This window comes from Halomonas sp. NYA30 (genome assembly GCF_976980765.1).
The window spans coordinates 1,984,030-1,997,691 of record NZ_OZ334477.1 but is presented as its reverse complement, the minus strand read 5'-3'; the positions used below and the strand labels follow the sequence as shown (position 1 = coordinate 1,997,691).

Here is a 13,662-nt window from a genome sequence, read left to right as displayed (position 1 = left end):
TTGCGTTTCCGCCTGCTGCAGTGGACTTAATGCACAAACGACCCTCTACCACGTAGCATTCCGGCACGATTGTCTGAGTCTCGAACGATACGGTAGATGACGCTTTCTGGTGTCCGCTGCATCGACATTGTTATTCCGCTGCAATGCTAACGACATAGCCCACCACATGTGCAAACGCGTGAGCGATAATCGCCGCCTCCAAGCCGTATCGCCAGAACAAGTAACCGAAAAGTACGCCGAAGACAGTGTTCGCGCCGACGACGTGCACCGCCATTCACCAGCTTGTCGAGGATCACTCGCAATTTGTCATCGCTACACACTCTCCTATCTTTCTATCCTACACAAACGCGAAGATCATTCTTTATCAGGATGACACCGACGCCCACTCTTGATTAAGGCTGTCCTAATCCGTTGCTGGAGGCGTAGGCGTATGAGTCAATCGTCCTAAGCGCTTGGTGGCCCATCTCACTGCATCGTCCAGGCAGCTATACACCACCGGAATAACCAGCAGGCTCAGCAGCGTCGAGGTGATCAACCCGCCGATCACGACGAAGGCCATGGGAGCCCGGAAGCTGGGATCGCCGGCCCATACCAAGGCAACCGGCATCATGCCTGCCCCCATGGCGATCGTCGTCATCACGATAGGCCGGACACGTTTTTTGCAGGCATCAAGAATGGCGTCCACGCGTTCCAACCCGTGCACCCGACGGGCGATGATGATGTAGTCCACCAGCAGGATCGAGTTCTTGGTGGCAATCCCCATCAGCATGATCAATCCGATCATGGCAGGCAGCGACACAGGCGTTTGCGTGAGGAACAAACCCAGAAAAGCTCCGGGGATGGAGAGTATTAGTGCTACCAGAATCGTAACCGGCTGCATGAAATCCTTGAGCAGCAGCACCAGCACCATATAGATACACAGCACGCCGGTCAGCATGGCAATCCCGAAGCTTGAGGCAAGCTCCGCCATTTCCTCTGCATCGCCTTCTGCTTTCTGAAACACGCCGCGCGGCAACTGACGTAAACTGGGCAGTGCCTGCACGGCCTGTTCGATTTCTCCCAAAGGCTGCCCTTGCAGGCTCACCTCGAAATTGACGTTGCGCAGACGATCATGCCGGGTGATTTCCGAAGGTCCGCTGCCCCACTCAACGTTAGCCACGCTCTCCAGCGGCACTGGTCCGTTCGCACCAGGCACTGGTAGCCGTTTAAGGGTCGCCATATCCTCCCGAGCGGCATCCGCCAGCCGGACCATCACCGGCACCTGACGCGAGCTGAAGTTCAACTTAGGAAGGTCCTCGGCGTTATCCCCCACTGTCGCGATGCGCAGCGTATCGGCGATGGCCTGAGCTGAGACCCCCAGGTCGGCGGCGCGGGCAAAATCAGGGCGTACAATGAGCTCAGGCCTGACCAGGCTGGCCGTCGAACTCACCGCGCCGATGCCGGGAATGGCGCGCATCTCCCGCTCGACTTGGCGGGCATGAAGTTCAAGCACCCGGCTACCCTCACCGGCGAGCACCAACTCATAGCCATCTCCCTCGTCGCCTACGCGAGTTCGCACGCCGGGAAGCGTGGCGAGTGCAATACGTAACTGCTGCTCTATGTCTTGCTGCGTAACGCCCGCGCGGGTTGCGCGATCCGCCAAACCAACGGTCAGTTCCACCGAGGTCACATCAGAGTCACTGCTGCCGGAGCCCCCACCGACAGCCGCGAAGACACTGACTACATGCTGTTGCGTCGCCAGTCGTGAGCGTGCCTGCTCGGCAAGCGCCTCCGCTTCAGAAAAGGTGCTACCGGGCGGCAAGGTGAGCGTCGCCTGCGTCTGGGAATTATCATCGGGGGGTATGAAGGTACCCGGCAGGGTCGAGGCCAGCCAGATACCTCCTGCAAAGCAGGCCGCCGCCGCGAGGAGCGTTGTCTTACGCTGGCGCAGGCACCAACGGGCGACGACAAGATAGACGCTAATCCACGTTGGATCGCGCGAGGGATGTTGGGGTTTTCGCAGCAGATACGCCGCCAGCATAGGCGTCAGCAGGCGCGCCACCAGAAGCGAAAACAGCACCGCTACCGAGGCTGTCCAACCAAACTGAACGAAGAATTGCCCGACGGTGCCGCTCATGAAGGCCGTGGGCAGAAAAACGACAATCAACGTAAAGGTGGTGGCGACCACGGCGAGGCCAATTTCCGCCGCTGCGTCCATAGCAGCCTGGCGCGGGGGCTTGTCCATTAGCAGGTGCCGTTCGATGTTCTCAATCTCGACAATGGCATCATCAACCAACACCCCGATCACCAGCGAGAGCGCCAGCAGCGTCACCACATTGAGCGTGAAGCCCATTAGGTGCATGAAAGCGAAGGTAGGGATGATCGACAGCGGCAGCGTAACCGCCGCAATCAGTGTGGCACGCCAATTGCGCAGAAAGCAGAACACCACCAGCACTGCCAGCGCCATGCCCTCGAACAGAATGTGCAAGGAGCCTTGATAGTTCTCCAGCACCGGCCCAACGAAATTGAAGGCTTCTTCGACCTCGACATAAGGATATTGCACCTGCAACGCCGCGAGCGCAGACTGCACGCCCTCGGCCACATCCACCTCGCCGTACCCCTCGGCACGGGTCATCTCGACGCCGACGACGGGCACGCCATCCAAAAATGCAATTGAGCGCCGCTCAGCCACGGTATCGGTAACCGTTGCCACCTCATCAAGGCGAATACGCCGGCCATCGCTGAGTGCCAGCTCCATCGTCGCAAGCTCAGCTGCGGATTCAGCGTTGGCGATGATGCGCACGGCCTGTTCGGCTCCGCCGACATCAACGCGGCCACCGGGGGCCTCCAACTGCGCCTGACGCAACTGGCGGGAGATATCCAGCGCTGTCGTGTTCATCGCCAGCAGACGATCCGGAGCCAATGCCACGCGGACTTCGCGATCGACCCCGCCGATACGCCGAACCGAACCAACACCGGGCACCGCCAATACGGCCTTGGTCATTTTGTCATCGACGAACCAGGAGAGTGCCTCATCGTCTAGATCGGAGGAGGTCACCGCGTAGCGTACAATCGGCTCACTGGAAAACTCACCCTTACGAATCATTGGATCACGCAGGTCGGCGGGTAGATCCGAGCGGATGCGAGCAACAGAGTCGCGCACGTCCTCAACAGCCTCTTGCACGGACTTTTCCAGCCTGAATTCGATAGCAATGTCGGCATTGCCATCCGTCAGCGTTGTAGTGATGTTTTTGACACCGGAGACGGTAGCGATGGAGTCCTCGATCTTGCGGGCAACCTCGGTCTCCATTAAGGCGGGGGCCGCCCCCGGCAACGAGGCGGAGACCTCCACGAGGGGCAGCTGCACATCCGGCAAGTCCTGAATAAGCAAGCCTCGGAAGGAGATGAGCCCCCAGAAGGTCAATAGGATGAAGAGCAGAACAACCGGAATAGGATTGCGAATCGCCCAGGAGGAGGTATTCAGCTTCATACCCCCTCCTCGACGTCGGTATCGTCCGTTTGGGGTGAATGAGCCGGCTCTTCTTCAATCACCCGAACCTGGTCACCGTTTCCCAGAAAAGCACCACCCGAGGCGACCACCTTGGCATCGGGCTCAAGCCCGTCGCGAATTTCGATGCGATCATCCGTGTGCTGGCCCAGGGAAACTTTCTGCTCCGTTATCTGGCCTTCATCGCTGACGCGATGGACGTAGCCAAAGCCATCGCGAAGCTGCACCGCGGCGCGGGGTAGCGTCAACACTTGACGGCTGCCCAGCTCGAATCCACCCCGCGCAAACATCCCCGCCCGAGCAACGTCGCTTAACGGTAGGTCGACATAAACCAGCCCATTGCGTGTAGCGGTGTTCACTAGCGGCGCAATGGTGCGCAACCTCCCTTCGAGTTCATATCCACCGGGCACGGTGACCCTGGCAGTCTGGCCGGCTCGCAGCTCATTCAGATCGGAAGCGGCGACCTCGGCCCGCCACTCCAGCCGACCGTGGCGCGTCAATCGGAACAATTCCTGATCGGCGCCTGTAACAGCGCCAACAGTGGCCGTGCGGGAGGTAATCAAACCGTCGTCTGGGGCGACCACCTGCGTCTGAGCCAAGCGTAGCGCTTGGGCTTCATTCTGCGCTTGCGCAACGCCTAGCCGCGCCCTGGCGGTGAGTTCTGCGGTTTCGTATTGCTGAATCTGCTGCTCTGAAAGCGATCCCGTGGTTTTCAAACCGCGGGCGCGCTGGGCGTTGGCATTCGCTTCCGCAAGCGTTGCTTCGGCTTCCGCCACGGCGGCGCGGCTCCTGGCAAGCTCTGCGCGCACCGTCGTGGCGTTATACACGGCCAGCACCTGCCCTTCCGTGACCTCATCACCCACGCCTACCTTGACCTCTACCAGCCGCAGGCCACCGATTTCGGTACCGATAATGATCTCCTGCCATGCCGCGATATCACCATTGGCCGCGATAGTGGTCGGAAGCGTCTGAGGTTCTAATGTCGTCACGTTGACGGATAAGGAGTGAATCGTCCTTAGTTTGATAGACACAATTGAAAGGCCGCTTTCGGCCGAGGCTGTGTGAAAACGAGGCTACCGCTATACTCTACCCGTGACAGCTCGTGGAGGTGCCGATGAAGCGCTTCGCTGCAGGTGAGTCCCGGTCTCAAGCCACGTTGTTCCCTGAGCTTCTTGATGATTTTGTCTCGGAGGACAACCCGGTCCGAGCCATCGAGGCCTTCGTTGAGGCCCTTGATCTCAGGCAACTCGGTTTCAAGGGTGTCGATCCCCATGCTACCGGCCGGCCCGCCTATCACCCTGCGGTACTCCTGAAAATCTACCTCTACGGTTACCTCAATTGCATTCAATCCAGCCGTCGCCTGGAGCGCGAGGTGCAGCGCAATGTCGAGCTGATGTGGCTGACAGAACGCTTGGTACCGGACTTCAAGACGATTGCCGATTTTCGAAAGCACAACGGCAAGGCAATCCGCGCCATCTGCCGAGACTTTGTCGTGCTTTGCCGGCGCCTGGGGCTCTTCACACAAGCGATCGTGGCCATCGACGGTAGCAAGTCAAGGCGGTCAACAACCGTGACCGCAACTTTACGTTTGCCAAGATGAAGCGGCGCGCAGAGGAGATCGAGAAGAGCATCGAGCGTTACCTGCGCCAACTCGACTCAGCTGACCAAGGCGACCCCGCTGTCACAGAGGCGCAGACAGCACAGCTGAAGGACAAGATCGCCGCTCTCACCGAGGAAGTGCAGCGACTACAGGCCATTGAGATACAAAGAACCCAGGCACCTGACCAGCAGGTCTCGTTGACGGATCCCGATGCTCGCTCCATGACGACGCGAGGCACCGGGCTAGTGGGGTACAACGTACAGACGGCCGTCGATAGTCAGCATCATTTGATCATCGCCCATGAGGTCACCAACGTCGGTAGTGACCGCAGTCAACTTTCCAGGATGGCCAAGCAGGCACATGATGCCAGCGGCATCAAAGATCTCAGTGTCGTGGCGGATCGCGGTTACTTTAAGGGAGAAGAAATTCTCGCGTGCCACAAGGCCGGTATCACCATCTATCTCCCCAAACCGAAAACCTCACCGAGCCAGGCCAAGGGAATGTTTCCCAGAGAGGCATTTCGCTTCATCCCCGAAAGCAACGAATACCACTGCCCTGCGGGAGAGCGACTGATCTGGCGTTTCAAGAGCGTCGAAAAGGGTCAGACGCTGCATTGCTACTGGAGTTCAGCCTGCCCAACCTGCGCGATGAAAGGGAAATGTACCACTGGTAAACACAGGCGTATAAAGCGCTGGGAGCATGAGGATGTGCTCGAGGCGGTACAGTCTAGGCTGAACCAGAAACCGGAAATGATGCGTCTCAGACGCCAGACAGTCGAGCACCCGTTCGGCACACTGAAGGCCTGGATGGAATCGACGCATTTTCTGACCAGGAGCCTCAAGAGCGTCAGCACGGAAATGAGTCTTCACGTGCTGGCCTACAATATGAAACGTGTCATAAAGATCCTTGGAACCAAGGGGTTGATTCAGGCGATGCGGGCATAGCGTGCCTGCTGCTCTTTAATAGCGCCTGTAGTGCCCTATGACGCTCTCTAGGAAGGATTTCTCGGGGCGCGTGATCTTGAATAACCTCGTCTGTGGCGATGGCGGAAGTGCTTTGAGACGTCTCGTTGGCCGCTGGACGCGGCCTGACAGCCGGATGCGGAAACAGGCAACGGATTTGGGAGTTTTCACACAGCCTCGACCAGAAGCCGACTTTAAGATATTTCGCATATACGCCTAAATGGTTTTGCTAACTGAGCTATTGCATCATCTCATGCGCTTGAAGATAATTTTTTATATCAAGTGGTATATCAATAAACCAATACAGCTACGAATACTTTAATGACACTGGTTCGAAGAAAACCTCTAGCACTCAAGAGAGCGCTAGAGGCTAATCCGTTAAAGGGCCTTAACTAACTCCCCATAATCTCCACCCACACGCAAGACAATAGTCACATCGCTATCATTGCGGTTACGGAAAAACCAACCGTGATTGCCAGTAAAAGCGGCTTCTAGCTCACCTTCATCCTCGGGCACGCCACGGCCTTTCTCGTAACTGATGGAGTTACCATTACCATCACCGTGCGTATCAAAGTTGACCGGGCCACCTTCTGATGCCCAGGCAAAGGTAGCAACCGCCCCTTCTTGCATGGTGAGTTTGTACTCCGTGCCTTCCCCTGGCGTCAGGGTAAAGCTCACCTCATCGCTCCACGGGGACGCTTCTTCCGCTTGCGCCGTCTGGGAAACGGCTTTCTCAGTAGCCAATGCCTCTGCCAGAGCCACGCTAGCGTTGGTCATCACCCATTCAGAATCAGTGGGCGAAGGTGCAACTGGATCACTCGCTGAAGCTGAATTGGCTGTTTGGGGAGCCATCTCTGCATCCGAAGTGGAAGTTTGAGCATCAGCATCGCTTGCCGTCTCAGGCTGGCGATCACTGGCGGTCTCTTGAGATGCAGCGGGTTGAGACGCCTGCTGAGCACTGGCTTGATCATTGGCCTGGTCAAGCTCGGCCTCCTCGGCCAGTTGGGTCTTGATTTCACCCATCTCGGTCAGCCCCAACAAGCGGCCTGCGCCGGTAGGGTCGATGGCATACTCTGCGGGCAGCACCACAGTAACCAATAAAGCAATGGCTATTACCGCAGCCAGCAACGTAGATCGAAGTAACTTACCCGTCGAAGGTAGCTCGGCACGGGTGGGAAGGTCGGTATTGTACATTTGGGTCTCTCCTGAATTAGGCGATGAAATAGCCGGTGAGCTGATAACCAACCAGCATAAAGCCAGCGCACATCATGGCGACGTTAGCGGTGTAGGCGTGGCGTAAGAAGCCCTTGGTACGTCGCCAGAAACCCATCACGATAAGGATGGCACTCAGGGCTAGTAGCTGGCCGATCTCTACCCCGACGTTGAACGCCAGGAGATTGGGGACTAATCCATCAGAAGCGATATCGTACTCAATGATCTTGCTCGACAGGCCAAAGCCATGGAACAGGCCGAAGACCAGCGTCGCCACCTTGGTATTGGGCTGAAAGCCGAACCAGCGCTGATAAGCACCGATGTTATCGAGTGCCTTGTAGACAACGGAGAGACCGATGATGGCATCGATAAGGTAGCTATTGATGCCGATATTAAAGTACACCCCTAGCAGCATGGTCGTAGAGTGACCGATGGCGAAGAGGCTGACGTAGATGGCGATATGCTGCATTCGATAGAGGAAAAAAATCACCCCTAGCAAAAACAGGATGTGGTCATACCCCGTCACCATGTGCTTGGCACCGAGATAGACGAATGAGATCAGGTGAACGCCATAGATCTCCTGGATGTACCCTTTGTCGCCTTCAGCAACGGCGTGGGCAAGGGCTTCACCACTGGCTCCCAGGAGCATCACCAGCAGTGTGAAAAGGGTCAGCGCGTGGCGTCGGGCCAAAACAGGCAAGCCGAACGCACCCCCTAGTTGGGATGGAAACATAAAACCTCCACGGGTCTGTCATTAAGTGTTGGCCGTCCAGTGGACGGCCCCAGTCATCCAGCGATGACCGGCCGTGGAGGACGCTCCAAGCGGTAGACACGACGCAGCGGTAGGCCGCTGCGTTCGCCTAGCCGCAGGGCGTCGCGGAAGTTCGACTCGACGGCAATGCCCGTCCCAGGCCGATCCGCTTTTTCGTGAAAGTGACTGCCACTCTCATTATGGAGGTGGCGACTATCTTCGTGCTCGTGGCCATGGGTATGCCCATGGCCCTTCTGCACATTCTCATGGAGAGACAACTCAACGCTAACCATGCTCGCCGCCCCATGCGCACGCGCCTCACCCACACTGGTGAGTACCAGGCTAGGCAGGAACAGCAACAGAAAGGTCAGATAGCCAAGGCGGTGGCGCAGCCGATTGAGCATGTAGAGCAACCAGGATAAAAGTAAAAATCATAAAAATAGATAACCGTCTGCCTTGAACCATAGCGTTGGCAGAATAACGGCGATAGATTACCATCCCCTCCGGGGGGATAGGAATATAATAAGGGAAAAGAAAATGACAATGCATACTCACCAGTCACATCCCGATATCGTCAAGCGCCTGAACCGCGCTCGGGGGCATCTTTCGAGTGTGACCCAGATGGTAGAGGATGGACGCCACTGCCTGGACATCGCTCAACAACTCCATGCGGTAGAAAAAGCCATTCAGCAAGCTAAACGCACCTTAGTGCTGGATCACATCGACCACTGCCTAGACGAAGCCCTGGGTACTCAGAATCAAACGCAGCGGGCGCGGGCTGAAGAGTTTAAGACGATTGCACGCTACCTTTAACCGCTTATAGGCATCCCTCTTTTGAGGAAGTTCTATGCTCGATGTACTCGCCCATCGCATTTACCGCCACCTCTTTCTAGCTCAGGTCATTGCACTGATCGGCACTGGCCTAACCACGGTTGCGCTGGCGTTACTGGCTCACGATCTCGCTGAAGGTCAGGCGGGTGCCGTGCTAGGCACGGCGCTGGCGATCAAGATGGTCGCTTACGTGGGCATTGCCCCTCTGGTCGGCGCCTATGCATCACGCCTGCCTCGGCGCACGTTTTTGGTTAGCCTGGACTTACTGCGTGCAGCCGTGGTTTGTGCACTGCCTTTTGTTACAGAAGTGTGGCAAATCTATGTGCTGATCTTTCTACTCAATGCTTGTTCAGCTGGCTTTACGCCCGTTTTCCAGGCGACGATACCTGACATTCTCGAAGACGAAGAGCAGTACACACGAGCATTATCCCTATCACGTCTCGCCTATGATTTAGAAAACCTTCTTAGCCCGATGGTGGCGGCGGCACTACTGATGGTGATGGGGTTTGATGTCCTGTTTGTACTCAACGCTCTGGCGTTCGTTATCTCTGCCGCCCTGGTTATATCGGCAACCCTGCCTGCACCTCTTACCCTAGAGGAAGCCCCTAGCGTCTGGCGTCGTGTTACCCGCGGCATGCGGATTTATCTGAAGACGCCCCGGCTGCGCGGGCTACTGGCGTTGAACTTGGCGGTTTCAGCCGCCGGGGCCATGCAAATCGTCAACACGGTGGTGCTTGTGCGCTCGGTGTTGGGTTTGGGCGAGAAAGAGGTAGCCCTGGCCTTTGCCGCAGCAGGTGGAGGTTCCATGCTGGTGGCCTTATTGCTGCCCAAGGTGCTGGATCGGATACCAGAACGGCCAGTCATGCTGTTGGGTGGCGTTATGATGGCACTCAGCCTCTGCCTGGGCTGGCTTGGCCCATCGTTTGCGGGGCTTGCCGGGCTATGGTTGCTGTTGGGCGCGGGGGCCTCGTTGGTTATGACCCCCTCCGGACGCCTGCTCAAACGCTCGTGTCAGCCGGAGGATCGTCCAGCGCTGTTTGCTGCCCAATTTTCCTTGTCACATAGCTGCTGGCTGGTCACTTATCCGTTGGCAGGTTGGCTGGGGGGAAACCTGGGACTGACGGGAACGTTCGCTTTGCTGGGAACGATTGCTCTGGCAGCAACGGCGCTCACAGCCCTTATCTGGCATAAATCTGACCTGAGAACTCTTGAGCACGAGCACGCAGCCATAACCCATACCCATCTGCACTACCACGATGAACACCATCAACACGAGCATGAGGAATGGGAGGGGCCGGAACCTCATCGCCATTCCCACCATCATTATCGAGGCTCACATCGGCACGTCTTTGTTATCGATGACCACCATTCTCAGTGGCCATCACAGCACAAGCTTAGGTGAAATGTTCCATTCTTTGATCTCCACCCGATGGAGGATCTTGCCATGAACGTTTCGACTCAAAACCCCTTTACTCCTTGGAATAAAGGCAAGTTGGTTGGGCAGAAGGCACCACTGCGTCTCAGAGATATCTGGGCCATCCGTGTCCGCCTACAGCTTGCCAAAAAGACGAGAGACCTCGCCCTCTTCAATTTAGCCATCGATAGCAAATTACGAGGCTGCGACCTCGTCAATTTACGAGTCCGAGATATAGCCCATGGTGCGTGCATATCCCCACGAGCCATCGTGATGCAGCAAAAGACACATCGACCTGTCCAATTCGAAATTACCGAGCAAACTCGCATCGCTATTATCGACTGGATACAAATTTCTAAGCTCCGGAGCGAGGATTTTCTGTTTCCCAGCCGAATCAATAGCGCAAAGCCTCTCTCAACGCGCCAATATGCCCGTATTGTGAAAGCCTGGGTTACCGAAATAGGACTAGATGCGTCAATTTATGGCACGCACACGATGCGACGTACAAAAGCTTCGCTGATATACCGTCGCACGAAAAATTTGAGGGCAGTGCAACTTCTCCTGGGTCACACGAAGCTGGAAAGCACCGTCAGGTATCTAGGGATTGAGGTAGATGACGCGTTGGAAATGGCAGAACAGACAGAAGTTTGACAATGATATACGACGGCCTATTCCGGGCCGTCGTTATCCAGCCAGGAGCCGCCATTGAGACTTTCCTGATGTAACGCCAACATTCAGCAGCGGCCTTTACGTAGCGAAGCGGAGAAAAGGCCATCCGGTGGAGGGCCGAAGGCCCAGAACGAACTAGAACTAATGGTTAGATTGAAACAATATCCGCACGGCCTGAGCTGCCTGATGGGGAATCAAAACCGTAAGAGGTGGAGCCTAATGAGGTTTCGCGAGCAGGTGCTGAAAGTCGCCGCCACGCTCACCATGCATGCATTGCGGGTGACCTTGCACCTGGGAGCCGCCGCCGACAATTGGTGGCCAACCCTGATGCGAGGAGGGCCAAGATTGGCCGCATTGTCCTAACCGCCGCCACGACCGCCTTTCTTAAGGCATCGTCCAGTGGTCGAGGGGGCCGTGAGCAAGCGCCCCGCCCTCTTTACTTGATATTATAAGCGACAAGTATTTAGAGAATAAATGAGCATATGTGGCGGTGCTGCCATGTCGTTGGCAGAAGAATAAGAGCCGGAAGCGTGCGATCAGCCACTTTAACAAGACCGTGATGAATCACGCGGGATACCAGTTGACGGCTATGGCCGCACTGAGCATTGTGGTGAAGAAAAACAGGTATGTCCCCATTTTTGTCCCCCATTTTCGATACCGGAAGCGAAATGCAGCCGTTGGTCTAATGTTAGAAGAATGGGTATGTGATTTTCGACCCACGGACATGACTGATGACTGACTACTTTGTTCAGGCGTTTATCTACCTGGTGGCGGCGGTAATAGCGGTGCCACTGGCCAGACAGTTCGGGCTGGGGTCGGTACTCGGTTACTTGGTGGCCGGTGTGGTCATAGGACCGGTGACAGGACTGGTGGGCCAGGAGGCCCTCACTCTTCAGCATTTTGCTGAGTTCGGCGTGGTAATGATGCTGTTCCTGGTGGGGATGGAGCTTGACCCCAAATCCCTTTGGGCCATGCGGGTTCGGCTGCTCGGTCTTGGCGGCCTGCAGGTTACACTGACTGCAGCCGCAGCCACTTGTTTTGCTTGGTCCCTGGGGATGGCCTGGCAAACAGCCGTGGCGGTAGGGTTTCTCTTCTCCCTTTCCTCAACAGCGATTGTCTTGCAGACACTTACCGAAAGGGGCCTAGTCAAAACCGAAGGTGGCCAGAGTGCCTTCTCAGTGCTGCTTTTCCAGGACATTGCGGTGATTCCCATGCTGGCCGTTATCCCGCTGCTGGCCGTGTCCGAAATGTCCGGTAGTGGCAGCGAGGGCGGGCATAGCAGCCTCAGCCTGGTTGAGAACCTGCCGGGCTGGGCGCATGGGCTGGCCGTTGTCGGTGCGATCGTGATCGTGATTATCTGTGGCCATTACCTGAGTCGGCCGCTGTTCCGCTACGTGGTGCGATCCGGCATGCGGGAAGTATTCACCGCCGCGTCCCTGATGCTGATTATCGGCATCGCGGCGCTGATGAGCTTGGTGAATCTGTCGCCGGCGCTCGGCGCATTCCTGGCCGGTGTGGTCCTCGCCAACAGCGAATTCCGGCACGAGTTGGAAGCCAATATCGAACCTTTCAAGGGGCTGCTGCTAGGGCTTTTCTTCATGACCGTAGGCGCGGGAATCAATTTCGGCGTTCTGGCGGCTTCTTGGGATACGGTCTTTCTTCTCGCCCTGGCGGTTATCATTGGCAAGACGCTGATTCTGTTTGGCCTGGCTTTCGCATTCGGCATCCGCGGCAGTGAAGGCTGGTTGTTCAGCCTCGGGCTGGCCCAGGCCGGTGAGTTCGGGTTCGTGCTGCTGACCTACAGTACCCAGAACCAAGTTATCCCTGCAGACACCGCTCAGGTGCTGTCACTGGTGGTGGCCCTGTCCATGTTCCTGACACCGCTGTTGTTCATTGTCTATGACCGGGTGGTGCTGCCGCGCTATCAGAAGGCTTCCAATGAAGAAGCAGAGCCGGATGAGATAGAAGAGCAGGCGCCGGTGATCGTGGCAGGGGTCGGCCGCTTCGGGCAGATCGTTTGCCGGTTGCTTCGCGCCAACAACATTCCCAGCGTTGCCCTGGACCACGCCCTGGAGCAGGTCGAAAACCTGCGCCGGATCCAGCTGAAAAGTTACTTTGGCGACGCCACCCGCATCCAGCTGCTGGAAACCGCCGGCATTGCCGAGGCACGCCTGCTCATCGTCGCCATCGATGACCGCGATCGGGCCGTGAGCATGGTGCGCCACGTCAAACAACTTTATCCGGAAGTCTGGATACTGGCCCGCGCCTTCGACCGGGGCCATGGTTACGAGTTGCTTGAAGCCGGCGCTGACGACGTGGTGAGCGAGACCTATTACTCCGCCCTGGAACTCGGCAGCGAGGCCCTCACCGCCATGGGCGTTCACCCACAACGCGCCCGCCGGATGAGCCAATCCTTTGTCGCCAGTGAAAAAGCCCACGAAGATCAACTGTTCAACGCCTGGCGCAACATCGAGGAAGGCATCCACTTCAGCCCGCGCTACGGGGAGCTGTTCATGAAACTGGACGAGTCGCTAGGGCACGCCATGCGCGAAGACGCCCGGCGAATCGAGGACGAAGCACCGGCGTGGACACCACCAAGGAACAGTGGTTGATCACCATAATAAAAGGCGGGTTGGATGAATTGTTCCGAAACGAATGTGGTTCTGCGGCTTCATGGTCACAAAAAGGAATGGGGGACGGCGTGAGCGGTTGACGACGGAAGGGACTGACTGCCAG

Annotated in this window: 10 protein-coding genes and 2 pseudogenes; 6 read left to right on the top strand and 6 right to left on the bottom strand. The window is 57.0% G+C overall.

Translation table 11 applies throughout. The features are described 5' to 3' along the window. Window positions 1-130: 130 nt before the first annotated feature. The 3 genes from ACWI0H_RS09100 to ACWI0H_RS09090 all read right to left on the bottom strand — a co-directional run bounded on the left by ACWI0H_RS09100 (window position 131) and on the right by ACWI0H_RS09090 (window position 4,518). A complete protein-coding gene (locus tag ACWI0H_RS09100; RefSeq protein WP_336272868.1) occupies window positions 131-274 on the bottom strand; it encodes a hypothetical protein in 144 nt (47 codons plus the stop codon). A gap of 129 nt (window positions 275-403) precedes the next feature. Beyond that, window positions 404-3,469: an efflux RND transporter permease subunit gene (locus ACWI0H_RS09095; RefSeq protein WP_485875943.1), complete on the bottom strand. Its 3,066-nt coding sequence runs from the start codon at window positions 3,467-3,469 to the stop codon at window positions 404-406. After that, on the bottom strand, window positions 3,466-4,518 hold the full coding sequence (locus ACWI0H_RS09090; RefSeq protein WP_485875942.1) for an efflux RND transporter periplasmic adaptor subunit: 1,053 nt from the start codon (window positions 4,516-4,518) through the stop codon (window positions 3,466-3,468). Before ACWI0H_RS09090 ends, ACWI0H_RS09095 begins: the two co-directional genes overlap by 4 nt. A gap of 83 nt (window positions 4,519-4,601) precedes the next feature. On the opposite strand from ACWI0H_RS09090, the pseudogene ACWI0H_RS09085 reads away from it, so the two are divergent. Continuing rightward, a pseudogene (locus tag ACWI0H_RS09085) lies at window positions 4,602-6,031 on the top strand (IS1182 family transposase). Window positions 6,032-6,427: 396 nt separating this feature from the next. On the opposite strand, the gene ACWI0H_RS09080 reads toward ACWI0H_RS09085, so the two are convergent. From ACWI0H_RS09080 to ACWI0H_RS09070, 3 genes are read right to left on the bottom strand one after another with little or no spacing between them, the layout of a single operon-like run. Further along, on the bottom strand, window positions 6,428-7,243 hold the full coding sequence (locus ACWI0H_RS09080; RefSeq protein ID WP_485875941.1) for a hypothetical protein: 816 nt from the start codon (window positions 7,241-7,243) through the stop codon (window positions 6,428-6,430). 16 nt (window positions 7,244-7,259) lie between these two features. Continuing rightward, complete coding sequence (locus ACWI0H_RS09075; protein WP_485875940.1) at window positions 7,260-7,994, bottom strand: HupE/UreJ family protein; 735 nt, start codon at window positions 7,992-7,994, stop codon at window positions 7,260-7,262. A gap of 53 nt (window positions 7,995-8,047) precedes the next feature. Continuing rightward, entirely contained in the window at window positions 8,048-8,416 is a 369-nt protein-coding gene (locus ACWI0H_RS09070; RefSeq protein ID WP_176304977.1) for a hypothetical protein, read from the bottom strand. A gap of 133 nt (window positions 8,417-8,549) precedes the next feature. Here ACWI0H_RS09070 and ACWI0H_RS09065 point away from each other — a divergent pair, with 133 nt between their 5' ends. The 5 genes and pseudogenes from ACWI0H_RS09065 to ACWI0H_RS09045 all read left to right on the top strand — a co-directional run bounded on the left by ACWI0H_RS09065 (window position 8,550) and on the right by ACWI0H_RS09045 (window position 13,538). Beyond that, a complete protein-coding gene (locus ACWI0H_RS09065) occupies window positions 8,550-8,825 on the top strand; it encodes a metal-sensing transcriptional repressor (RefSeq protein ID WP_008957440.1) in 276 nt (91 codons plus the stop codon). 34 nt (window positions 8,826-8,859) lie between these two features. Next, complete coding sequence (locus ACWI0H_RS09060; RefSeq protein ID WP_485875939.1) at window positions 8,860-10,245, top strand: MFS transporter; 1,386 nt, start codon at window positions 8,860-8,862, stop codon at window positions 10,243-10,245. 42 nt (window positions 10,246-10,287) lie between these two features. After that, window positions 10,288-10,908: a tyrosine-type recombinase/integrase gene (locus ACWI0H_RS09055; protein WP_485875938.1), complete on the top strand. Its 621-nt coding sequence runs from the start codon at window positions 10,288-10,290 to the stop codon at window positions 10,906-10,908. 141 nt (window positions 10,909-11,049) lie between these two features. Then, a pseudogene (locus tag ACWI0H_RS09050) lies at window positions 11,050-11,289 on the top strand (IS1380 family transposase); the annotation flags it as partial. Between the two features lie 368 nt (window positions 11,290-11,657). Then, window positions 11,658-13,538 (top strand): monovalent cation:proton antiporter-2 (CPA2) family protein, encoded by a 1,881-nt coding sequence (locus ACWI0H_RS09045; RefSeq protein ID WP_485875937.1) that lies wholly within the window; start codon window positions 11,658-11,660, stop codon window positions 13,536-13,538. Window positions 13,539-13,662: the final 124 nt, after the last annotated feature.

Coding starts and splice junctions, on each gene's coding strand:
- ACWI0H_RS09100 (WP_336272868.1), bottom strand. CDS start 274: ATGGCGGTGCACGTCGTCGGCGCGAACACTGTCTTCGGCGTACTTTTC.
- ACWI0H_RS09095 (WP_485875943.1), bottom strand. CDS start 3,469: ATGAAGCTGAATACCTCCTCCTGGGCGATTCGCAATCCTATTCCGGTT.
- ACWI0H_RS09080 (WP_485875941.1), bottom strand. CDS start 7,243: ATGTACAATACCGACCTTCCCACCCGTGCCGAGCTACCTTCGACGGGT.
- ACWI0H_RS09075 (WP_485875940.1), bottom strand. CDS start 7,994: ATGTTTCCATCCCAACTAGGGGGTGCGTTCGGCTTGCCTGTTTTGGCC.
- ACWI0H_RS09070 (WP_176304977.1), bottom strand. CDS start 8,416: ATGCTCAATCGGCTGCGCCACCGCCTTGGCTATCTGACCTTTCTGTTG.
- ACWI0H_RS09065 (WP_008957440.1), top strand. CDS start 8,550: ATGACAATGCATACTCACCAGTCACATCCCGATATCGTCAAGCGCCTG.
- ACWI0H_RS09060 (WP_485875939.1), top strand. CDS start 8,860: ATGCTCGATGTACTCGCCCATCGCATTTACCGCCACCTCTTTCTAGCT.
- ACWI0H_RS09055 (WP_485875938.1), top strand. CDS start 10,288: ATGAACGTTTCGACTCAAAACCCCTTTACTCCTTGGAATAAAGGCAAG.
- ACWI0H_RS09045 (WP_485875937.1), top strand. CDS start 11,658: ATGACTGACTACTTTGTTCAGGCGTTTATCTACCTGGTGGCGGCGGTA.